A 22,480-nucleotide genomic window follows, 5' to 3' on the forward strand; every position below is an offset into this window, starting at 1 on the left:
AAAAAAGCATCCTGAAAATCAGGATGCTTTTTATATAATTGTTTAAAATAATAAATTTAAGCCAACATGGTAACCGGGTTCTCCAAATACGCCCTAAGTGTCTGCAAAAACTGAGCTCCCGTAGCTCCATCCACGGTTCGGTGATCGCAGGCCAAGGTTACTTTCATCGTATTGCCTACCACTATCTGACCATTTTTGACCACTGGTTTTTGGACAATTGCCCCTACTGATAGTATTGCAGAATTGGGCTGGTTAATAATAGAAGTAAATTCAGAAATTCCAAACATTCCAAGATTGGAGACGGTAAAAGTACTGCCCTCCATTTCCGCTGGACTTATTTTCTTATTTCTTGCCTTTCCTGCCAAATCCTTCACGGAGGCCCCTATTTGGGTCAATGTCATTTGATCTGCAAATTTAAGCACAGGTACCAAAAGGCCTTCATCAACCGCAACGGCTACCCCAATATGGATATGATGATTATATCTGGTAGTCTCATTGTTCCATGAGGTATTTACCTGTGGATGCTTTTTTAACGCCATAGCACAAGCCTTAACTACCATATCGTTAAAGGATACCTTGGTGTCTGGCAAACCATTGATCTGCTCTCTTGAAACCTTGGCATAATCCATATCAACCTCTATCGTCAAATAGTAATGTGGCGCGGAAAACTTCGATTCCCCCAAACGCTTGGCTATAACCTTGCGCATTTGAGAATTTTTCACTTCCTCAGTCCCCTCTTGCCCTACCGGCAAATTAATTGGGGCCGCAACAGCAGCTTGTGGAGAGGAAGCTTTTTCCTGGGCAGGAAGCGCTTTCCCTGCAGCTTTTTGATTTGGCTGATAATCCTCTATGTCTTTCTTTATAATTCTTCCTTGATCACCACTACCTTTTACATCCGCTAGGTTTATTCCTTTATCCCTGGCAATTTTCTTGGCCAATGGGGAAGCAAAAATTCTTTGACCATCATTAGCGGTTATAGGTGCCGATTCCTGGCCGCTATTGGAAGGAGTTTCATCCTGCTTAGTTTCCTTGGCAGTATTTTCTTCTACCGGAGCGGAATCTGATCCTGCACTTAATACAGCATCAACATCTGTTCCTTTTGGACCAATTACGGCAAGCACAGAATCTACCGGGGCTGTTTCCCCTTCCTTGATTCCAACATATAAAAGGATTCCTGAATAAAAAGATTCAAACTCCATGGTGGCCTTATCGGTTTCAATTTCGGCAAGAATGTCCCCTTCTTCAACCTCATCCCCAACTTTTTTCAACCATGTTGCCACAGTACCTTCCTCCATAGTATCACTTAGACGGGGCATCTTTACAATTTCGACACCTTCCGGGATAGTGGCTCCTGTAGACTTAGGGGCTTCCTTTTCCTCCTTCTTGTCAACAGCCTCATCCTGTTTTGCCTCCTTGGCATCAGAATTTGCACCATTTATCAACTCGGAGACATCCTCACCTTTTTCACCAATTATGGCCAAAAGTGAATCCACTGGGGCCGTATCACCTTCCTTAATACCTATATATAATAAAGTTCCTTCATTAAAAGATTCGAACTCCATGGTGGCTTTGTCGGTTTCAATTTCCGCCAAAATATCACCTTCTTCTATCTTGTCGCCTACTTGTTTTAGCCACTTAGCAACGGTCCCTTCTTCCATGGTATCGCTAAGTCTTGGCATATTTATTACCTCTGCCATTTACCTATATTTTATGTTTTACAAATGGATAGTCCTCTTGATCGTATACCATATCATATAATTGATTTATAGGAGGATAATCCGATTCCTCTGCAAATTTTTCACACTCCGAAACCAACTTTTTAACTCGGGTATCTATCTCTTTTATCTGAGCATCCGTGGCATATTTGTTTTCCTTAATAATAGCCAACACTTGCGATATCGGGTCGATCTTCTTGTACTCTTCTACCTCTTCCTTAGTCCTATAATGCTGGGCATCGGACATGGAGTGACCTCTATACCTGTAGGTTTTCATTTCCAGAAATGTAGGACCGCCTCCGGATCTGGCACGCTCTATAGCCTTACTCATCTCTTTGGCAACCGTTACCGGATCCATTCCATCTACTGGTCCACATGGCATTTCATATCCCAATCCCAACTTCCAAATCTCCGTTGAATGGGAGGTTCTGGCCACCGATGTACCCATGGCATAACCATTGTTTTCACAAACAAAAACAACTGGCAATTGCCAAAGCATTGCCAAGTTAAAGCTTTCATGGAGCGATCCCTGTCTAACGGCACCATCTCCCATATAGCATAGTGTTACAGCATCCCTTTTAAAATACTTGTCTGCAAAAGCCAATCCAGCTCCCAAGGGAATCTGGCCACCAACAATACCATGACCGCCATAAAAACGATGCTCTTTGGAAAAAATATGCATGGAACCCCCCATTCCCTTTGAGGTTCCCGTAACTTTACCATAGAGCTCTGCCATAACTTTTTTGGGATCAACCCCCATACCTATTGGCTGAACGTGATTCCTATAAGCAGTAATCATTCTATCCTTGCTAAGATCCATTGCATGTAATGCTCCCGCAAGAACCGCTTCCTGCCCATTATAAAGATGTAAAAATCCACGAACTTTTTGCTGAATATAGACTGCAGCCAGTTTATCTTCAAACTTTCTCCAGAACAACATGTCCTCATACCATTTAAGGTAGACCTCTTTGGTTATTTTTTCCATTAATTGATAATTTATGTAGTAATACGCTCCGAACAAAAACAAGTTTAAGACAGAAACGGAAAACAAAAATACATATATAAATCAATAGGAAAAAAAATTAAATCAAAAGCTTCCTACAAAGGGATTATAAAAAACAAAAAAGGGAATAATTGGGAAATACCAATAGGCTAAAGTTATAATGTTTTATCTTCGTCTCCTACCCAAGGAATGCACTACTAAAGGCCAACGGCAGAATATCGGAAACAGACTTACATTTTAAAATCTCTCCGGTTTCCCCGGACATAATTATAGATATAGGCCGAAGTTGTTTTATTTCATATTCCGAAATAGACTGTCTGCAATTACCGCAAGGAGCGGCGGGCTTATCCACCACAAAATTTTTGGAAGTGGCACTTATGGCAATGGCCTTGATACCAATACCTGGAAATTTGGCAGAAGCATAAAATATAGCTACCCTTTCCGCGCACAAACCGGAGGGATACGAGGCATTTTCCTGATTGTTGCCAATTACAATTTCATCATTATCCAATAAAACTGCTGCCCCAACATTGAATTTTGAATAAGGAGAATAGGCGTTATTTCTCGCCTTCACTGCTTCGATCATTAAGATTTGATCCTCCTTTTCCAGCTCGTCCACAGATTCATAGACCATGAGATCAAACCCGATCTTACGTAGTTTCATAGATATTTAGCATTATAGAATTTAGTAAAAATAAACAAAACCTGCTTGAAGGCAGGTTTTGTTTATAAACTATATGATTTATAGCAACTTAATCGTTCAAGAATTCTTCTCCTAAATTGAATGTGAGCGAAAACCTAAGTGTATTCTCCAAAGGGTTTCTGACCTGTGAAGTTGAGAACAAATAAGACAGGTCTACCTGGGCCGACTTAAATCTAAAACCGGCGCCCAAGGTGAAAAATTTTCTTGACCCCTTTAAATCGCTCTCATTAAAATATCCCGTTCTTAACATAAAAGCATTTTGGTAGGTATATTCTGCACCCAGTGCCCAAGTAAATTCCTTCAACTCCTCACTAAAACCATCAGGTGCATCGCCAAATGATTTAAAGACCCCTTCAAAAAAAGTGGTCTGTTGATACTCGTCATTATCCGTTCCATCAATTACCCCGTCCTCATTATAATCCTGCGGGGTAGGCACCAATAGTTTATTAAATTCAGTGGTAAGTCCAAGCACATTATCCTGGTCCAAAATAAAATCGAAGCCAAAACCAGCTTTCAAATTGGTAGGAAGGAAATTTTCCTGCCCAGCATCGTCATACTTTATCTTGCTCCCTAAATTTGAAATATTGAAGCCGGCCCTCCATCGGCCATCAAAACTATTATAAGCAATTTCCCTAGAGCGATAGTAAGCGGAAACATCCACAGCAAATGAACTTGCCGCCTTGGAATCCTCACTACCATTATCAGGCAATTTAAGGTTTGAGCTAATAAATCGCCCGCTAACTGCCATAGAAAATGTTTCACTAAGTTTTAAAGAATAGGAACCATCAAAAGCCAATTCGTTGGGCTTGGCCAATCTTGCCTGGTCCCCTGCAAATTGCCTAAGTTCTATTTCCCCTAAGGTAAAGTATCTGATACTAAAGGCAAAGGCACTTCTATCGTTGATCTTGTTGTGAAAGTTTGCACTCAACAAGGCAATATCCGTGATTATACTTTCCAAATAAGGGGTATAACTCAATCCAATTCCCATTTTCCTTTCAGCGAAGGCAAATTTTGCCGGATTCCATTGTTGGGAGAAAGCATCAGTAGATGTTGCAACCCCCATATCCCCCATACCTGATGCCCTGGCATCTGCAGCAATCGTCAAAAATGGGACAGCGGTAGTAATCACCCTATCTTCCTGAGCAGCAACTCTAAACACCAAGAAAAGCAAGAAAAGTATTGATAATTTTTTCATTTTTACTTGTTAAAATTAAGATTTGGTTTCCATAGTCATCCAAAAGAACCCAAATAAAATTATCCCGGTTCATTATAGTCAAACGTCCTTTTTCTGAATATCTTATATAATCCATTAAAAAAATCGGGATTTAAACTCATTTTACAATATCATACTATACATAAGAATGATCAATGTACTATATTGTATCATTGTGATGGATTTCACTTGATATTTTTCAAAGAATTATCAATTAACCATACTATATTAAATTTTAAGTCGTTATTCATGTTAAGCGATGCTCTTTGCATGTTAAATAAATGATCAATTTTTTTTCATTTAACAAAATATTATGCCTTAATCATCGTTCTAAATGCCGAAAGCGACATAAAATATTAATAAAATATGAATCGCAAACTCCTTTAAAAAGAAGTTTGTCTTTTGAACTCAAGTCCTAATTATGAAAAAACAATTCATCAAAGTTGTACTCTCTTGCGCTATAGTAGCTGGTGGTTTTTCAAGCTGTAAAAACTCATCATCCTCTAAAAATGTTTCAAGGGCTACAGGCTGGAATATTAACGCCAAGGAAGGTGGATTTCAGTACAATTCAGACTTTAAAGAGCAGGAAACTGCCCCTGGTTTAGTGTTTGTAGAAGGTGGTACCTTTACAAAAGGTCAGGTTCAAGATGATGTGATGCACGAATGGAACAACACCCCTACCTCCCAGCACGTGCAGTCTTTCTATATGGATGAGACCGAAGTTACAAACGTAATGTATTTGGAATATTTGGATTACCTGAAGAGTGTTTACCCTCCAGAAAACCCAAAATATGTACATATTTACACTGGTGCATTGCCTGATACATTGGTTTGGAGAAACAGGTTGGGATTCAACGAAACTATGACGAATAACTATTTGCGCCATCCAGCTTATGCGGAATATCCCGTGGTTGGTGTTAATTGGATACAAGCTACCCAATTTGCCGAATGGAGAACAGACCGTGTTAATGAGGTAATGCTGGAAAGGGAAGGCTATCTTTCTGAGGAAGCCAAATACAAAGTAATTAATGGTGAAGCAGAAGGTGGCTTTAGCACAGAAGCGTATTTAAATAGACCGGAATCTGTATACAACGGACAGATAGACTCCTTACAGGGAAAGAAGAAAAAAGATTCAGTTTCTGTCTTTGCCAAAAGAAGCTCAGGGATCATCTTACCTGAATATAGATTGCCTACAGAAACGGAATGGGAATATGCGGCCCAGGCTCAGATTGGTAGTAGGGAATACAATAACTATAGAGGTAGAAAAAAATATCCTTGGGAAGGAGATTATACAAGAAACGGTCAAAGAGTTGGTAGAGGAGATCAATTGGCCAACTTTAAACAAGGAAAAGGAGATTACGGTGGAATTGCAGGATGGTCCGATGACGGAGCAGATATTACTGCGGAAGTTAAATCGTACAAGCCCAATGATTTTGGATTATATGATATGGCAGGAAACGTAGCCGAATGGGTTGCGGATGTATATAGACCTATAGTAGACGATGAAGTTAGTGACTTTAATTATTTCCGAGGAAACGTTTATATGAAAACAGCCATTGGAAAAGACGGAAAAGTAAATGTAATACGCGACTCTATTGTGTATGACACCCTACCCAATGGTAAAGTAGTAGCTGTAAACTTGCCAGGGGAAATAAAAATGGTACCAATTGATGAAGAGGAAACCTTCTTGAGAACCAACTTCTCATCCAGTGACAATCGTGGATATAGGGACGGTGAACCGGGATCTACCAGATTTTATGATAGGTTTAACGAAGAGGACGAAGATGAACAGAACAAAAGAAAAATGTACGATGCTCCTGTGAGCAAGGTACAGGTAGACTCTACAGGCAATATTGTGAGAGCTTATGACAAATCCAATAACAGAACTTCACTGATCAATGATGAGGTCAGAGTCTTCAAAGGAGGTTCTTGGAGAGATAGGGCCTATTGGTTGGACCCAGCGCAAAGAAGGTATTTACCACAATATATGGCAACGGACTATATAGGATTTAGATGCGCCATGTCTAGAGTAGGTTCCAAATCCAAAACAAAAAACAAAACCCCTAGAGGCAAGAAAGCCAAATAGGTTCAACAACTAAATAAATATATAGAGAAGCCCTTTTTAAAAAGGGCTTTTTTTATATCTTAGATTTATGACAATAGAACAACTGCACCAACTCTTTATGGAGTTCCCACAGGCCTGCACAGACACTAGAAAAATAAGTCCAAATTGCATATTTTTTGCTTTAAAGGGAGATAATTTCAATGGCAACTCCTATGCCCTCCAGGCTCTGGAAAGTGGCGCCGCATATGCCGTAATCGACGAAGAGGAATATGCAGGCCACGAAAAGGCCATATTGGTTGAAAATGTACTTACAACGCTACAAAATCTATCCCAATATCACCGAAATTATTGCAAAGCAAAGGTAATCGGCCTTACCGGAAGCAATGGCAAAACCACCACCAAGGAGCTCATTACCGCCGTTCTATCCAAAAAATATAAGACTATTGCCACCAAGGGAAATCTAAACAATCATATTGGTGTACCCTTAACTCTGCTTACCATAAGCCCGGATACGGAAATGGCCATCGTTGAAATGGGTGCCAACCATCTTAAGGAAATAGATTTCTTATGTAAGCTGGCGATGCCGGATTACGGGTATATTACCAATTTCGGGAAGGCTCATCTAGAAGGTTTTGGAAGTGAGGAGGGGGTAATAAAAGGAAAAAGTGAACTGTATAATTTTTTAACAAGCCATGACAGATCCATTTTTTACAATGCAGACGACCCGATCCAGAAAGAAAAACTGGCCACGGTCATAAAAAAATACGGGTATAGCCAAAACAATAGCGAATTTTTTGAAATAAAATTTATAGGCGCCGACCCATTTGTTAAAATTGCCGTTGGCGATGTCCATATTACAACCCAACTGGTGGGCAGTTATAATTTCACCAATTGCTGTGCCGCAATTTTAATTGGAAAATACTTTAACGTTGCGCTGGATGAAATAAAAAAAGGGATTGAAAATTACGTTCCCCAAAATAATCGTTCCCAAATAATAGACAAAAACGGCCACCATATAATCCTGGATGCGTATAATGCCAACCCTACAAGTATGAAGGCCGCATTGGACAACTTTCAGCAATTGAAAGCGGACAATAAGGTTGCGTTCTTAGGAGACATGTTCGAATTGGGAAATACAGCGGAAAAAGAACATCAGGAAATTGCCAATATAGTCACCCAAATGAATTTAGACCATGTGTTTTTAATTGGGGAAAACTTTTTCAAGACAAAAAACGACCTTAACAAATATAAATCCTTTGACCATCTTAAGGAAATTCTCAATACCAACACCCTAAAAAATGGTACTATCTTGATAAAAGGATCAAGAGGCATGGCTTTGGAAAGAATACTCGATTTATTGTAACCTATAAAATCGAGGTGTTTTTGTGGGACATACTGGATTCGAACCAGTGACCTCTGCCCTGTCAAGGCAGCGCTCTAAACCAACTGAGCTAATACCCCATTATCTGTACAAACAGAATGATAGTCCGCCAAAATTACACCAATTTTAAGAGTATAAAACAAGCTTGGAGATTTTTTTTCAATAAATTGATGTCCTATGCTATCAAAATAAAGTTATGGCTATTGGACCAAATGTAGGATACCGCCCCGGCAGGTCTATGTTTCAACAGCGGTGGGCAAATAAATCAATCCACAATTAAATTGAAGGGACACGGCTACCTACCACTTCCATATTATGATTTTCCAAATAGGAATACTTCTGAAGGAGTCCTGGCATTTTCCAAAATCCTTTCAATCCTAGCCACAATCTCAGGAAAATCGGCCGCCACATTATTCTCCTCGCCAATGTCCTTGGAAAGATCATATAGCTCTATCCGGGCATCAGGATTCTGTAGTACATTGTACTTTACCGCCTTCCAGTCTCCCATTCGTACCGCTTGTCTACCCCCTTTTTCATGAAACTCCCAATACAGATACCCGTGCGCTTTCTGCTCAGCGGATTTACCTAGCAAGGTGGGCAATAAGGAAATCCCGTCCAAACCTGGAGTATCCTTTACCCCCGCTATTTCAGCCAAAGTGGGAAAGACATCCCAAAATGCGGAAACATGCTCGGTGATAGTTCCCGGTTTGATTCTTGTGGGCCATTTTACCATCATGGGGACACGAATTCCCCCTTCGTACAAGTCTCTTTTATATCCTTTTAAAGGACCATTACTGTCAAAATAATCAGGATCCGCCCCTCCCTCTAGATGCGGACCATTGTCGGAGGTAAAGATTATAAGGGTATTATCCGCAATTCCCAAATCCTCGACCTTCTTAACAATTTCACCTACCTGTTCGTCCAAGATACTCACCATAGCTGCGAAAGCGGCATGCGATTCGGGTTGGGAACCGTAACCCCCCAATTTAAAAGTTGGACCCCCATCGGCTCCTTTGTATATTTTTTCAGGTAAGTATTTACCACTAAATTTATTTTGTATTTCCGGAGGTGCAATTAATTCTGCATGGGGAATTATCGAAGGAATATAGGCAAAAAAAGGTCTATCCTTATTCTCTTCAATAAATTGCAAGGTCTTTTCATGGATGAGATCTGGAGCATAAATACCTTTTTTCTTGCCCGAATTCTCCGGAAGCACTATCGAGTCTTGATTGGACCATAAATGATAAGGATAGTAATTATGCCCTAATCGTTGACAATTATAGCCATAAAAGGTGTCAAATCCTTGGTTATTGGGATCACCCTCAGACCCAGGATATCCCAATCCCCATTTTCCAAAGGCCCCTGTCCTATAACCAACTGTCTTTAAGACTTCGGCTATGGTAAGGGTGCTATCAGGAATGGGATACTGTCCTTCCGGCCTAACCTCATGATTCCCCCTAACCACCGTATGCCCCGTATGCATACCGGTCATAAGTGCCGATCTTGAGGGGGCGCAAACAGTACTCCCAGAATAATGTTGGGTAAAAAGCATACCCTCGGCAGCCAACTTGTCTATGTTGGGGGTTTTAAATTTTTTTTGTCCATATACACTAAGATCCCCGTACCCCAAATCATCGGCAAGGATATAAATAATATTTGGCGGGGCAATTGTTTTTGATACTTCGGCCGAACCCACATGGGATGGTTTCGTTTCCATTTTACACGAAAGGAACGTAAATACAACAACAATCATTGTACCCATAACAACTTTAAGACCCATAGTTCAACATATTTATTCAAACATACATAGAATTTTAAAATGTTGGGCGTTGAAGAAATGAAAAAAACCACTTTAAACCCAAGGATCACTGGCTGGGAAAAACTTGCCATTAAAAGCCCGAAACAACAACCTTGCCGTACTATAAAATTGATACTGCCGATACATCCACATACTCCCCCTTACATTTTTTCATGACGCCTAACCTATGACAAATTAACAATCTGACTTCTTTTTAAAATATTTTTGAACAGATAGCCCAAAACCATGGCTGTTGTTTCAGAAGGTTCAAAATCCGTAAAGGACAACATATACATCTCCTACCATTCTCAAGCTGAAATATTGCCGGTATCCCTAAATTCGATTTGACCCAATAATTCCAAATTTTTATTGGGACTACAGCCATTGGGAAACCCACGTTTAGTTTCAAACCCATTTAGTTGAATATTGTAAGTCATGATTATATTCTTTTTATTGCCGGGGCAATCCAAGTAATGGACATGAAAATTCAATACAATCTTAGAAAATATCCACTACAAATTAATTCCAATCCAAAATAACATTCCGTAAAATTAAAAGTATATTTATACCTATCATACACCTTGAGAAAAACCAATAAACAATCAGTACCTTGAAACTTTATAGCCTCATTTTAATCAGCCTTATTTACTACTCCACCCTCTTCGGACAGAAACAGAACACCAAAATAATGTTTGTTATAGTTGATGGTATCTCTGCTGATGTTTTGGAAAACGTGGAAACACCCCACCTCGATACCATTGCCAAGAAAGGGGGATATACCCGTGCCTATGTAGGAGGAACTAAGGATAGTTATTCTGAAACTCCTACTATTTCCGCCGTAGGATACAACAGTCTGTTAACCGGTACTTGGGCCAATAAACACAATGTGTGGGGCAACAGTATCGAAGATCCCAATTACAATTATTGGACAATTTTCAGATATGCCAAAGAGAGCAGGCCAGAATTAAAAACAGCTATATTCTCTACATGGTTGGACAATAGAACAAAATTAATTGGGGAGAGCCTTCCTCAAACCAATTACCTGAAATTAAACTATCATTTTGATGGCTTTGAATTGGACACCATAAATTTTCCACATGACGAAGACCGGCTTTACATCCATAAAATAGATGAAATGGTAGTTGATGAAGCCGCCAGGTATATAATAGAGGAAAGTCCAGATCTTTCATGGGTGTATCTTGAATATACAGATGATATGGGGCACCGTTACGGGGATAGCGAACAATTTCACAATGCCATTACCATAATGGACAAACAAATAGGGCGTATATACAAGGCAATGGAATTTAGACGAGGGAAATATGGCGAAGATTGGCAGATATTCATCACTACAGATCATGGCAGGAACAAGGAAACGGGCAAAGGGCATGGTGGACAATCCGACAGGGAACGCCTGACCTGGATCATTACCAACGCCGATAATTTAAATGACTATTTTAAAAACGAAACCCCAGGTATAGTTGATATTTTGCCGGCGATGCTCAGAAGTTTGGAAATCAACCCCGAGCGTAACAGGGCGTTTGAAATTGACGGGGTCTCCATTACCGGACCACTTTCGGTGAGTAATTTAAAGGCGAGTGTTCAAGGCAACGACTTAACCCTTAACTGGAGGAATTATAATAGGGATAAAGAACTTAAAATTTATCTAAGTACGGAAAATGGTTTTAAAAATGGTAATTACGACCATTTTAAATTGGTTAAAACAGTAAAAGGGAGCCGTAATAGTACAAAAATAGATTTACGTAAATTTCCTTCCCGATTTTATAAAATTGTGATAGAAGGAAAACACAATTCTACCAATACTTGGGTAGTGTTCAACTAGATAGGTCAACGGTTCCATTTACTGCCGGAACACCATCAGTGGCATGGTGTTGTCCATGGAAACGCCATATTCATTCAAACCGATTGTGCAGGAAATGTTACCATTTATACATTTCCATATCCAACCACTGTATATACTCCCTATCTTCATTCAAAATTAAAATGGAATTACGGCCATAGCCTTTAAACTGACTTTTATTTATACCAAACAGAATAGTCTTTACAGTTTTTAAACGGTCCATTTTAGAATAATTATATAACCTATTTTAAAAATTGTATAACACCCAGCTTCCCCTATTTTCGACATTTGTATAACACCCAAAAACCCTATATCATGTCACAGATCATAAGCATAATACTCGTATTGAATCTTTGTTTTGCAGGAGGCACCATCTTCGTAATCCTTCATGGGATGTATATTTCAAAAAAAACACGTTCATTGGATATGGACTCCATTCACAATTTGGAAAAAAGTAAGATCAGCCAAGGCCAAGAAGGTCAATTTTAAGGTAAAAAGTGTTGAACCATCCATTGCGGATTGTATTCTTGAGGATCGTTTTGCAAAATGCCTTATAATTTAGAGATACTTCCAATCATAATACCTAGGCAACCCAGTATATTTATTGGAACCAAGGATATCGGTTTTCAGTCCAGAGAATTATTTAGGATCATGACCAATTGTTGTGTTTATCAAAAAGTTAGGAATAATTTGATCAGTCGTGTTTTTTAATCAATAGTTTTAATTAAGAGGAGCAATTTATTAAAACCAATGATTAAATTATTCTTTCATTTTACTCAAGTGGTTTTTATGTTTTTTAATGGTTTTCGTGAATCTTCGATTTCTTTGCTTGTCCAATGAAACCGACGCAGGAGGTTCATGAATACCTTATTATAAAATGAAAAGGCAATGAATAAAACGAAACCGCAGGTTCAAGAATACATAATTAGGAAAATAACCAGCCATGAGCAAAACAAACCTGCCTTCCGGCAGGCAGGAGACAAGACCCTTCTTAGCTAGGTGGTCCCTAAAATCTCTGGATTTTAAGGACCGATGCCATGGCCTAAATTATTTCCAAGGCTTCAATAATTCTTAACGGCCAAGCCATCTCCACGACGGAAGAAGAACGACCAAACGATAGACCTTGAGGGCAATGTCCAAAGGTTTATAATAACGGAAAATGACTTATCCCCACATGAAGGTTGACGAAACGAAAGGACCGGCCTATTTTCAATTTCGTATTAAATCAAGTAGTTTCCACATTGGTTTCAGGTAGGCGTCCATAGAGCATTTCACCCAAGTGAAAGCGGCCTGGACGCCGGGGCCGTGGAAAGTGCGTAGATTTAAAGAAATTTAAAATCAGCTTGGCCATGGCTACAGCTGGCTCCTCCTAACCAAGGTACACCGTACCTTGGTTATTCGGCCCTGGTCGTTTTTTATTCATCGGCTGGTCTATTGGTTTTTAATGGTATTCATGAATGCTACGCATTTGGGCGATGCAAAAAATGAACAGGACACAAACTTTAAATAGTAAATTATATTTTTTTGTAATTCACACACAACTTTTGGGATTGATCCATTATTTACTTTGACAAGCTTTAAGCCACTTTCCCCATTTTACACAATTTGTTATATGGCAAAGGATCTTTTGATTATCACGTTGTTTTAATAAAGATCAATCTTTAAAATTTATATTTGCTTTCAGTTTTCCAAAAAGGAACAAAAGGCATATAGACTTCGCCAAGTTTGGCAATAAGTAAAATGCCTTATACAAAATTTACGGAAAAGAAATGACAGTTGTTCCGACTTCACAAAAATCCATAAGTTATAAAGGGAAATCGCCCCAAGCTCAGATAACAAACCAATCCTTGGTATGTTGAACAATCCCAAGGTCCCCATCCATGTGTTCAAATTCGTTGGTAGCCCTATTATAACTATAGTCCCGGCCCCAAACTTCACTGTATTGGGCAACCTGCTTAATGGCATCACAAATAAAGAACAATTCCCTATTGGTAGTTATGGGATGTAAGGATAGGCGTACCCAACCAGGTTTATGGGTCAAATCCCTTTTCTTAAGGCCGTCCACCATTTTGCCCGACCTATCCTTATCAAAATCAAAAAGATAATGACCGTAGGTACTCGCACAGGACCAACCGCCCCGTAACTGTATCCCGAAGCGATCGTTCAACAGCCTTACTATCAAGTTGTAATGTATATTCTTTATTGTAAAGGATATACAGCCAATGCGCTTTTCTTCCGTACTCCCCAAAATATACAAATTGGGGATTTGGCGCAATTGGTGAAAACATAATGAAAGTAGTTCCTTTTCCCGTTGCTCTATTTTATCGGTCCCCATTTTATCCTTTAGACGAATGGCCAAGGCTGCTCTCATGACCTGTAAAAATCCCGGGGTCCCCCCATCCTCGCGTACCTCTATATCAGTAAAATAAGCATAATCCCCCCAAGGATTGGTCCATTGTACATTACCCCCTCCCGGAACATCGGGGCATTGGGTATTGTATAAATCCCTATTGAACACCAATACGCCACAGGTTCCTGGTCCACCTAAAAACTTATGCGGAGAAAAGAAAATAGCATCCAACCGCCCTTCGTCATCTTCAGGATGCATATTAATATCCACATAAGGCGCCGATGCCGCAAAATCAACAAAACATTTACCGCCATGTCTATGCATGATTCTTGCTAGTTCGTAAAAAGGGGTAATAATTCCGGTAACATTGGAGCAGGCCGTAAACGAACCAATTTTTGTCCTTCTATTGCTATATTGTTTCAATGCCGATTCCAAGGCATGTGGACATATCAACTTTTTATCATTGCTCTCCAAAATCACTACATCGGCAATGGTCTCTAGCCATGGCACGTGATTGGAATGATGCTCCATATGTGAGATGAAGACCACAGGTCTGTCCCTTTCCTGCAAGTTCGCCTTGACGTCCCATACATTAGGAAAGCGTAGGCCCATTATACGCTGCAAATGAGACAATACTCCAGTCATTCCTGTATTAGCTGTTACCAATACATCATTTTTATCGGCATGTACGTGATTCTTAATAATCTGTCTGGCATATTTATAAGCGTAGGTAGTTGCCTTGCCTGTTTCACTGGAAAAAGAATGGGTATTGGCCACCATTGGGCCAATTTTTTCTCGCAAGATGTTTTCTATGGGGGCGTACAAACGGCCACTTGCCACCCAGTCCGCATAGACCATTCTTTGTAAACCGTAACTATTTTTAAAGGTATGGCCATTACCTATAACTCCCTCTGCATAAGTTTGAAAATAGGCCTCCAAATCGGTCCTTAATTTCAATTCATCCATTATTTTGAGATAATTGTGCATTGGCAATCTAAATTTTATCTATTGATTAAACTGTGCAACACCTTCCTTCAACCACCTGTGATATTCCACTGCATCGGGCTTATAGCCTACTGGTTCGGACAAATTATTTTCATCGTGGTCCATGAGTACGTAAAAGGGTTGGGAATTGGATTTATAGCGGACTATCTGTAATTCGCTCCATTTTTGTCCTATGTACTTTAATTTTTTTCCAGGCCTTAATTTGGATGCTACAATTTCATCTCCTTCCAAACTACGTTTATCATCCACATAAAGGGAAATAAGTACCACATCATTTTTTAAAGCATTCAAGACCTCCGGTTTGGGCCACACATTTTGTTCCATCTTCCTACAATTTACACAGGCCCAACCCGTAAAATCCAACAATATAGGTTTTCCCACTTCTTTAGCGTAAGCCAATCCACTGTCGTAGTCGTTGAAGGCAAGAATATCATGTGGTGCCAAGAGGTGGCCACCCTCCGGTAGTTCATCATCATCGGTATTGGTGTATGAAATACCCATTTTGGAATACCCTACCCCATAAGGCGATTCACTATATTCCATTGGTGGGGGAAACGCGCTAATAATATTTAACGGGGCACCCCAAAGTCCAGGGACCATATAAATGGTAAAGGCCAGTACCACAAGCCCCATGCCTAATCGCCCCACAGAGATATGGGAAAGCTGTGAGTCGTGCGACAATTGTATTTTTCCAAATAAGTACAATGCCAAAGTCCCAAAAATAGCAATCCAAATAGCTATAAAGACTTCCCGTTCCAACAAATGGAGCTGCAATACCAAATCTGCCTGGGATAAAAATTTGAATGCCAGGGCAAGTTCCAAAAACCCGAGGACCACTTTTACCGTATTTAACCAAGCTCCCGACTTTGGCAGGGAGTTCATCCAGCCGGGAAATGCGGCAAATAAAGCAAAGGGTAAAGCTATGGCCGAGGAAAATCCCAACATGCCAATTATGGGTGCCATTCCTCCTTTGGAAGCAGCTTCCACCAACAAAGTTCCGACAATAGGGCCGGTGCATGAAAAGGAGACCACTGCCAAGGCCAAGGCCATAAAGAAAATTCCAACCAACCCGCCTCTATTGGTCTGCGAGTCTACTTTGTTAACCCATGAATGTGGCAACATTATTTCGAAGGCACCTAGGAAGGATACCGCAAAAATGATTAAAAGCACAAAGAAAATAAGATTGAACCAAACATTGGTCGCTAGGGCATTTAAAGCATCCGCACCAAAAATAGCGGTTACCCCCGTTCCCAATAATACGTAGATTACAATTATGCATAGCCCATAAATAATCGCATTTTTGATGCCCGACGCCCTAGTTTTACTCTGTTTTGTAAAAAAACTTACCGTCATGGGAATCATTGGGAACACACATGGTGTTAGTAAAGCTGCAAAACCGGACAAGAATGCAATTATAAAAATATACCAAACGCCCCACTCTGAATTGGCTCCCATTGGTTCCCCAAACTCCGTATTCGATTTTTTGGCAACATCTTCCCTTGATATTTCTGGTTCAGCAACTACTTCTTTTTCATTAACTCCCTGAAACCTAAATACCAGGTTTATCTCCTGAGCAGGCAGACATTTAACCTCGTCACAGACCATAAATTCCACAAATGCCTCAATTTCCAACAATTCTTTTAAGACCTCGATTCTTTGTTCAAAAGTAGTCTCATCCTCAAAAAATTTAATGGGCATTCCAAAAACGGGGTCATCTGCAGTGGATCCCTCATTTTCGGTGGTATTTCCCAATAGGTTAAAAGCCCCATTGGCATCGAAGGTAATAGTTGTTGGAATAGGGCCATCGTCAGGCACTTCCTGTGAGTACAAATGATATCCCTTTTCAATGGATGCCCTCGCAATCAACTTATATTCCGTGCCGGATATTTTTTCTATGGACGTTGTCCATTTTACCGGACTAGGTAACTGTGCACTCATTAACCAGGTACCAAATAGTAACACAAACAATACCTTTTTTTTTATTCTTCCCATATTTTGTAACATAGTTGACAACAACTAATGAATTATCTCTGAATTGAACGGACCGAAATCAAAATAACTACCTAATTTATTTCAAAAACAAGCTCCACTTCTTTTGGTGGCAAGCATTTTGTGTCATTGCAAACCATATACTCAACCACAGCATTAACATGGAAGGCTTTTGTATTCTTTAACCTGATCCGCTGTTTAAAGGATACTTTGGTAACAAAGTATTTAATTTCCATATTAAAAATGGGGTCATTGATAATTTGGCCGTTCTCCTCCTTGGTATTTCCCTTTTTGAGGTAATTATCATTACCCTCAAAAGAGAAGGTAGTAGGTATAGGCCCGTCATTCGGAACCGCTTGGGAATACAAATGCCAATCTCCATCTATACTGGCCATTGCTATCAATTCGTATTCCGTACTGGAGATTTTCTCTACCGTTGTAGACCATTTTACCGGATCATAAATCTGTGCCTTTACAATCCACGAACTCAATAATAATGCTACTAATATACTTTTCTTCATTTTATGTTTTAAAAATATGGGAGTTATTAACGGCCCTTTACTGTTTGTATTTGGGGAGCGAAATGGATCTATGAAAACAAAAAGTAAACTAACCGTAAGGCTTATGATTTTAAGGGTTTAAATACTATGGAATACGACTGCGCCTTTTTTAACAGCTTTTTTGTAAACTTTTGGACATCTTTCCTTGATATCGAGTTTACAATATCCTCGAAATTCCCAGGATGGTCCATATCGTAACCCTCACGATAAAATGTGGTCAATAAATTCATATCAAAATCATTATAATCCTTTTCCTGTTTTCTTTCTTTTATATAATTGGTAAGTGTTTTATCCAAATCCAACTGCTTGATATCACCATTCGCAATTTTTTCAATTTCCTCGTGTACAATGGCCGTTAAGGTAGATACCTTGTCCGGATTGCAATCGAAGTTTACCGATATGGACGCTTGCTGCACTGGCCGTTTGGACAGACTGGCATTGGCCCTTGCCCCATAAGTCCCTCCTTCTTCCTCCCGGAGAGTATCTGTATACCTCAAGGTTAGGATATCACCCAAAACACGGGCGATCATAGCATTTTTTAAACTGTACCTAAAGTTATTTTTATAGGCTATCCTTACCGAACTCTTTGGGTCCTCCATCTTTAAGTAGATCTCTTTCTCTATGGTATCATTCAGCCAAGAAACCGAATTGTCCTTCCACAATTCCCTTTCTGAGGTAGTGGGAATGCTGGCAATATAGTTTTCCAATAAGGGCCTTAGATTCTCCTTTTTAACATCGCCTACTATAAAAAACTCGAAATCCGCAGCATTGCCAAACCGTCTATTATAAATAGACTTTATTTTATCAAAAGAAATATCGTTGATATAGGCATCGTCAAATAATCGATATTTGGGATGATTTCTTCCATAGAGGGTAACTGTGGTACTATCTGCCATTTTTTCACCAAGTATCTCGCTCCTTCTTACCTGATAATTTCTGACGTTTTGCATAATTACATTGTATCCATCCAAATCGAACCGGGGCCTAACAAATCGTAGGTAAACCATTTGCAACATGGTTTCAACATCCTTGGAAACGGAAGATCCTGAAATGTTTTCGGTTAGATCGTACAGACCAACAGAGGCTGAAGCAGTCTTACCAGCTAGGACCTTTGGTAAATCTGTGGAAGAATATTCTCCCAAACCAGAAAACTGGATTACATTTCCAAGCAAATTGGCCGAAGGCAGTTCCCCATCCTGCAATAAGGAGGTACCGCCATAACTTATGGCATTGAGTTTTACATCATTCTTGTTTTTATCTGCAAACTTGTAATGAACCTTGACGCCGTTGCTAAGGGTAAAAGTAGTGGCGCCAAGCGAATCTTCCTTTTCGGAAACTATACCACCTGGTACAATATTGAGTCCCGATACCAAAGTTTTTCCGCTAAAATCATCGGTATAGGCTACCAAGGTGTCATCATTTTCTACACCCTTTATGATTTCCAAGGCTTCCTCACGGGACATGTTTTTCTTACCTTTTACCCCTGTGACCAATAAAAACCTGTTATTGTCCTTATATATTTTCTTTATTGCCTCATGGAGTTCCTTGGCATGTAGAGAATTAAAAATGGACTTTGCAATTTCGTATTCTTCCGCAATATTGGTTATAGTGGTATTGTTTAAATAGTTATTCTGTATTGTAGATACAATACTGCCATGTGATTTATCATCTTCCTTTATAATCTGGTTTTCATAGAAGTTTTTAAACTCTGTTATTGTCCTTTCTATTTCGGCTTCGGCAAAACCAAACTTTACAGCCCTAACAATCTCGCCAAGCACCGATTTAAATGCCTGATGTTGTTGATCCGGTTTTGGCGATATGGATACATTGAAGGCTTTACTAGTTCTTGAATGATCATCATAACTAATCCGAGCGCCCAAAAAAGCAGCTTCAGGTTTTCTGGAAATTTCGTTGATTCTTTTAGACAGCATACCCATTATCATACCATTATGCAACGACTCCTTGAAGTCGGCCACGGTTTGGTCCTTCAGTGATTTTGGATGCCTAATTCCAAAAGATATACTTGAGGTCGTAACTTCATCATCCATGGCCATATTGTACAACAGTTCCTCATTGTCCGGAATATCCACATTGAAACGATCCTTGGGACTTTCTACGGCTTCAATATTGGAGAACAGGGCTTTTATTTTGGACTCGATTAAATTTACATCCACATCCCCTATAATGGCAATGGCCTGTAAGTCTGTCCTATACCAATCGTGATAAAAATCACGTAGGGTCTGATACTCAAAATTATCGATAATATCCATAGATCCAATAGGCATACGCTCAGCGTATTTAGTATTGTTGAACACCGTTGGAAGCGACTGTTTCAGAACACGCATTCCACCGCTTTGACGAGTCCTCCATTCTTCCTTGATAACCCCTCTTTCCGCGTCAATTTCTTCATCGGTAAGCAATAAGAAATTGGACCAATCATGCAGTATCAACAAGCCTGTGTCTATCAGTTCTGGCGTAGTCGGAATATTATTGATATTATAGACTGTCTCATCGAAGGAAGTATAGGCATTAATATCCCTCCCAAAGACAAGTCCATGTCTTTGCATGGTGTTAAGGACTCCCTTGCCCTCAAAATTTTGGGTTCCGTTAAAAGCCATATGTTCCAAAAAATGCGCCAAACCTTGTTGGTCATCATTTTCCAAAACCGAACCCACATTCTGAATAATATAATAACTAGCTACCCCTTTAGTAACATCGGTGCTTTTAATATAATAGGTCATTCCATTGGAAAGCATCCCCTTTCTAATGCTTAAATCGACGGGCAATGGACTTCCCAAGTCCAAGTTTTGCGCCGGGACACTGAGGTAAAGTCCTAGGATTAATAGATATGTAATACTGTATTTCATCTGATACCTTTGTTTTATGCTGTAATAAGGTTATTTTGTTTCCCTGCTTTCCAATAAAAGTACTGGTCAAAAATTCTTCCCTGAAAAAGAAGAGACAAAAAACCGTCATGAAAAGGGGATGTTGGAGTGACCCTGGAATTCTTAATTGTTCCTTGCGATTTAATTTAAATGTTTTACCAAAAAATCTTCCAAGTCCTTTCCCCTGAGTGATTCTCCCAATATTTCTCCTTTGGCATTTACCAATATATTGTAGGGAATACCAGTAATTTCATAATCCTTTACACTTTGGGACTTCCAAGCCTCCAGGTCTACGGTATTGATCCAGCTAGTTTTTTCCTGTTCCAAGGCCGTTAGCCACTTTTTTTGGCTTTCGTCCAAGGATACAGCATAAATTTCAAAACCTTTATCCTTATATTCATCATATGCAATTCGCAGATGTGGGAATTCTGCCCTACAGGGACCGCACCAGGACGCCCAGAAATCAAGAAGTACCAATTTGTTATTTTTCAAAATTTCGGAAAGCCTATGGGTATTCCCTTCAACATCTACAGCGGTAACTTCCATAAATTGGGTTCCAACCCGCGACTTCTTAAAGATACCTGCCTCTTGTTCCTCTTTGTTCTTTTTATAATATTCATATGCAAAACCCATTCCCATGGTTTCGGGATGGTCGGGATAGTTGGCCTGGAAGAATTTCACCTTTTTTTCAAAGTTATCAAAATCCGTTTTTGGGTCAATTTCATAAAGTGAATACAATTGATAACTGGAATGCGATTTATCGAACCAATCCTTGTCGACATTATTCATATAGGAGCCCAACTCTTGTTGTAGTTTCTGCAGTTCAATCTTCTCTTCATCGGTCGTTTCACTTGCCTCAATGGCCATTACCTCTTCCCGTAACCTTAGATATTTTGGATCTTTATGCCCGGCAAAGATTTTATGGGCATATTTACTTCCTTTGACATCAAAAACTGGATATTTCGTAAACAGCCCAGTATACTTTATTGTTCCTTTTTCAACAAACAACCTACCGTAAACGGTATCCTTACCCTGTGTAGTGACCATGGTATAATACCCGTGTTCATAAGGAACGTAGCCCGTTAATGTAAATTTACCCCTCTTCACTTTGGCCTTGGAAAAAGGAACGAGATTCTTTTTGTCCACGTTACAAATGAAAATGGAATCGGCTTCCTTTATGTTGTCAAAGTTGCCAATAATTTTAAAATTATCCTTTTGGGCGGTGGCCTGAAAAGACAATAGGCCAATAAATATATATACAAGTGTTTTCATTCTGTTTCTTTTAATTTAATCCTTTTATGTATGTTAAATCTGTTCTAATTTCCCATAGGCCTGCCTGGAGAATTTCGATCTCAATAAAATCCTGTCCATAGGAGGCCTTAAGTTTAATGGGAAAGGTAACATTGGTAAGCTCCACAAAATCATTGTTGTCTATTTGGGTTTGATATTGGCCAGAGTTGACAACAAAAGTGAGACGGGGGTATTTTACCTGTTCTTGATTGGCCTTTATATAAAACCGCAAATTATGGATATCTCCCTGCACCCTATTTAGTGTATAGCCCGATACATTTGGAGATTTATTGATTTTCTTGTAAGGGTTTTCAAACAACCCCACATACTCGTCCTTCCTCCAAAAACCTATGAGAACGCTATCCATTGCAAAAGTCAATTTACCCTGACCCTCCTTTTCGCCTTTTTGGAACTCCCCCTCATAGCTTTTCCCATCATTCCAAGTATATGTCCCTGTGCCATGTGGAAGTCCTTTCCTAAACTGCCCTTTATAGGTGTCGACGCCTATGGCCACCCCTTCTCCTTCTGCCTTACCCTTTTTACAATCTCCTTCATAAGTGCCATCGATGGATTTCAATAACACCTTGCAGTCCTGAGCCTTCGCGGTACCTGCGTACAACAAGGTCAATAGTAGGTATACTAATAGTCTCATATATTAATTT

16 protein-coding genes and 1 tRNA gene are annotated in these 22,480 nt (G+C 39.7%); 4 read left to right on the forward strand and 13 right to left on the reverse strand.

The window, feature by feature from the left end:
• Window positions 1–56 precede the first annotated feature (56 nt).
• The 4 genes from QSE00_RS18130 to porV form a co-directional block, all read right to left on the reverse strand.
• On the reverse strand, window positions 57–1,697 hold the full coding sequence (locus tag QSE00_RS18130) for a pyruvate dehydrogenase complex dihydrolipoamide acetyltransferase (protein WP_286106977.1): 1,641 nt from the start codon (window positions 1,695–1,697) through the stop codon (window positions 57–59).
• 4 nt (window positions 1,698–1,701) lie between these two features.
• Entirely contained in the window at window positions 1,702–2,700 is a 999-nt protein-coding gene (pdhA, locus tag QSE00_RS18135; protein WP_110357901.1) for a pyruvate dehydrogenase (acetyl-transferring) E1 component subunit alpha, read from the reverse strand.
• Between the two features lie 196 nt (window positions 2,701–2,896).
• Window positions 2,897–3,382 carry a cytidine deaminase gene (gene cdd / locus QSE00_RS18140; protein ID WP_110357902.1) on the reverse strand — a complete coding sequence of 162 codons (486 nt, stop codon included), beginning with the start codon at window positions 3,380–3,382 and terminating at the stop codon, window positions 2,897–2,899.
• 88 nt (window positions 3,383–3,470) lie between these two features.
• On the reverse strand, window positions 3,471–4,616 hold the full coding sequence (porV, locus tag QSE00_RS18145) for a type IX secretion system outer membrane channel protein PorV (protein WP_286106978.1): 1,146 nt from the start codon (window positions 4,614–4,616) through the stop codon (window positions 3,471–3,473).
• A gap of 439 nt (window positions 4,617–5,055) precedes the next feature.
• Between porV and gldJ the strand changes: the two genes are divergently transcribed.
• Window positions 5,056–6,720, forward strand: coding sequence for a gliding motility lipoprotein GldJ (gldJ, locus tag QSE00_RS18150; RefSeq protein ID WP_286106979.1), 1,665 nt, complete (start codon window positions 5,056–5,058; stop codon window positions 6,718–6,720).
• A 67-nt stretch (window positions 6,721–6,787) separates the two neighbouring features.
• Complete coding sequence (locus QSE00_RS18155; RefSeq protein ID WP_110357905.1) at window positions 6,788–8,062, forward strand: UDP-N-acetylmuramoyl-tripeptide--D-alanyl-D-alanine ligase; 1,275 nt, start codon at window positions 6,788–6,790, stop codon at window positions 8,060–8,062.
• Between the two features lie 23 nt (window positions 8,063–8,085).
• On the opposite strand, the gene QSE00_RS18160 is transcribed toward QSE00_RS18155, so the two are convergent.
• Both QSE00_RS18160 and QSE00_RS18165 read right to left on the reverse strand, forming a co-directional pair.
• A tRNA-Val gene (locus tag QSE00_RS18160) sits at window positions 8,086–8,160 on the reverse strand.
• 233 nt (window positions 8,161–8,393) lie between these two features.
• Window positions 8,394–9,797: an arylsulfatase gene (locus tag QSE00_RS18165; protein ID WP_286106980.1), complete on the reverse strand. Its 1,404-nt coding sequence runs from the start codon at window positions 9,795–9,797 to the stop codon at window positions 8,394–8,396.
• Window positions 9,798–10,488: 691 nt separating this feature from the next.
• Here QSE00_RS18165 and QSE00_RS18170 point away from each other — a divergent pair.
• Complete coding sequence (locus QSE00_RS18170; RefSeq protein ID WP_286106981.1) at window positions 10,489–11,721, forward strand: alkaline phosphatase family protein; 1,233 nt, start codon at window positions 10,489–10,491, stop codon at window positions 11,719–11,721.
• Window positions 11,722–11,818: 97 nt separating this feature from the next.
• Here the strand turns inward: QSE00_RS18170 and QSE00_RS18175 are convergent, their stop codons facing one another.
• Window positions 11,819–11,962 carry a hypothetical protein gene (locus QSE00_RS18175; protein ID WP_181422943.1) on the reverse strand — a complete coding sequence of 48 codons (144 nt, stop codon included), beginning with the start codon at window positions 11,960–11,962 and terminating at the stop codon, window positions 11,819–11,821.
• Window positions 11,963–12,054: 92 nt separating this feature from the next.
• On the opposite strand from QSE00_RS18175, the gene QSE00_RS18180 reads away from it, so the two are divergent.
• Complete coding sequence (locus tag QSE00_RS18180) at window positions 12,055–12,228, forward strand: hypothetical protein (protein ID WP_181422944.1); 174 nt, start codon at window positions 12,055–12,057, stop codon at window positions 12,226–12,228.
• Between the two features lie 1,339 nt (window positions 12,229–13,567).
• Here QSE00_RS18180 and QSE00_RS18185 read toward each other — a convergent pair.
• From QSE00_RS18185 to QSE00_RS18210, 6 genes are all read right to left on the reverse strand, one after another.
• Window positions 13,568–15,076, reverse strand: coding sequence for an aminotransferase class V-fold PLP-dependent enzyme (locus QSE00_RS18185; RefSeq protein WP_286106983.1), 1,509 nt, complete (start codon window positions 15,074–15,076; stop codon window positions 13,568–13,570).
• An 18-nt stretch (window positions 15,077–15,094) separates the two neighbouring features.
• A complete protein-coding gene (locus tag QSE00_RS18190; RefSeq protein ID WP_459076850.1) occupies window positions 15,095–17,077 on the reverse strand; it encodes a protein-disulfide reductase DsbD family protein in 1,983 nt (660 codons plus the stop codon).
• 80 nt (window positions 17,078–17,157) lie between these two features.
• A complete protein-coding gene (locus QSE00_RS18195; protein ID WP_286106985.1) occupies window positions 17,158–17,604 on the reverse strand; it encodes a protein-disulfide reductase DsbD domain-containing protein in 447 nt (148 codons plus the stop codon).
• A gap of 101 nt (window positions 17,605–17,705) precedes the next feature.
• A complete protein-coding gene (locus tag QSE00_RS18200) occupies window positions 17,706–20,510 on the reverse strand; it encodes a M16 family metallopeptidase (protein WP_286106986.1) in 2,805 nt (934 codons plus the stop codon).
• A 159-nt stretch (window positions 20,511–20,669) separates the two neighbouring features.
• Window positions 20,670–21,800 carry a TlpA disulfide reductase family protein gene (locus QSE00_RS18205; protein WP_286106987.1) on the reverse strand — a complete coding sequence of 377 codons (1,131 nt, stop codon included), beginning with the start codon at window positions 21,798–21,800 and terminating at the stop codon, window positions 20,670–20,672.
• Between the two features lie 10 nt (window positions 21,801–21,810).
• Window positions 21,811–22,470 (reverse strand): MORN repeat-containing protein, encoded by a 660-nt coding sequence (locus QSE00_RS18210; RefSeq protein WP_286106988.1) that lies wholly within the window; start codon window positions 22,468–22,470, stop codon window positions 21,811–21,813.
• Window positions 22,471–22,480: the final 10 nt, after the last annotated feature.

Origin of the sequence: Arenibacter flavimaris (genome assembly GCF_030291335.1) — a bacterium.
Lineage (GTDB): Bacteria > Bacteroidota > Bacteroidia > Flavobacteriales > Flavobacteriaceae > Arenibacter.

Coding starts and splice junctions, on each gene's coding strand:
- QSE00_RS18130 (WP_286106977.1), bottom strand. CDS start 1,697: ATGGCAGAGGTAATAAATATGCCAAGACTTAGCGATACCATGGAAGAA.
- pdhA (WP_110357901.1), bottom strand. CDS start 2,700: ATGGAAAAAATAACCAAAGAGGTCTACCTTAAATGGTATGAGGACATG.
- cdd (WP_110357902.1), bottom strand. CDS start 3,382: ATGAAACTACGTAAGATCGGGTTTGATCTCATGGTCTATGAATCTGTG.
- porV (WP_286106978.1), bottom strand. CDS start 4,616: ATGAAAAAATTATCAATACTTTTCTTGCTTTTCTTGGTGTTTAGAGTT.
- gldJ (WP_286106979.1), top strand. CDS start 5,056: ATGAAAAAACAATTCATCAAAGTTGTACTCTCTTGCGCTATAGTAGCT.
- QSE00_RS18155 (WP_110357905.1), top strand. CDS start 6,788: ATGACAATAGAACAACTGCACCAACTCTTTATGGAGTTCCCACAGGCC.
- QSE00_RS18165 (WP_286106980.1), bottom strand. CDS start 9,797: ATGGAAACGAAACCATCCCATGTGGGTTCGGCCGAAGTATCAAAAACA.
- QSE00_RS18175 (WP_181422943.1), bottom strand. CDS start 11,962: ATGGACCGTTTAAAAACTGTAAAGACTATTCTGTTTGGTATAAATAAA.
- QSE00_RS18180 (WP_181422944.1), top strand. CDS start 12,055: ATGTCACAGATCATAAGCATAATACTCGTATTGAATCTTTGTTTTGCA.
- QSE00_RS18185 (WP_286106983.1), bottom strand. CDS start 15,076: ATGCACAATTATCTCAAAATAATGGATGAATTGAAATTAAGGACCGAT.
- QSE00_RS18195 (WP_286106985.1), bottom strand. CDS start 17,604: ATGAAGAAAAGTATATTAGTAGCATTATTATTGAGTTCGTGGATTGTA.
- QSE00_RS18200 (WP_286106986.1), bottom strand. CDS start 20,510: ATGAAATACAGTATTACATATCTATTAATCCTAGGACTTTACCTCAGT.
- QSE00_RS18205 (WP_286106987.1), bottom strand. CDS start 21,800: ATGAAAACACTTGTATATATATTTATTGGCCTATTGTCTTTTCAGGCC.
- QSE00_RS18210 (WP_286106988.1), bottom strand. CDS start 22,470: ATGAGACTATTAGTATACCTACTATTGACCTTGTTGTACGCAGGTACC.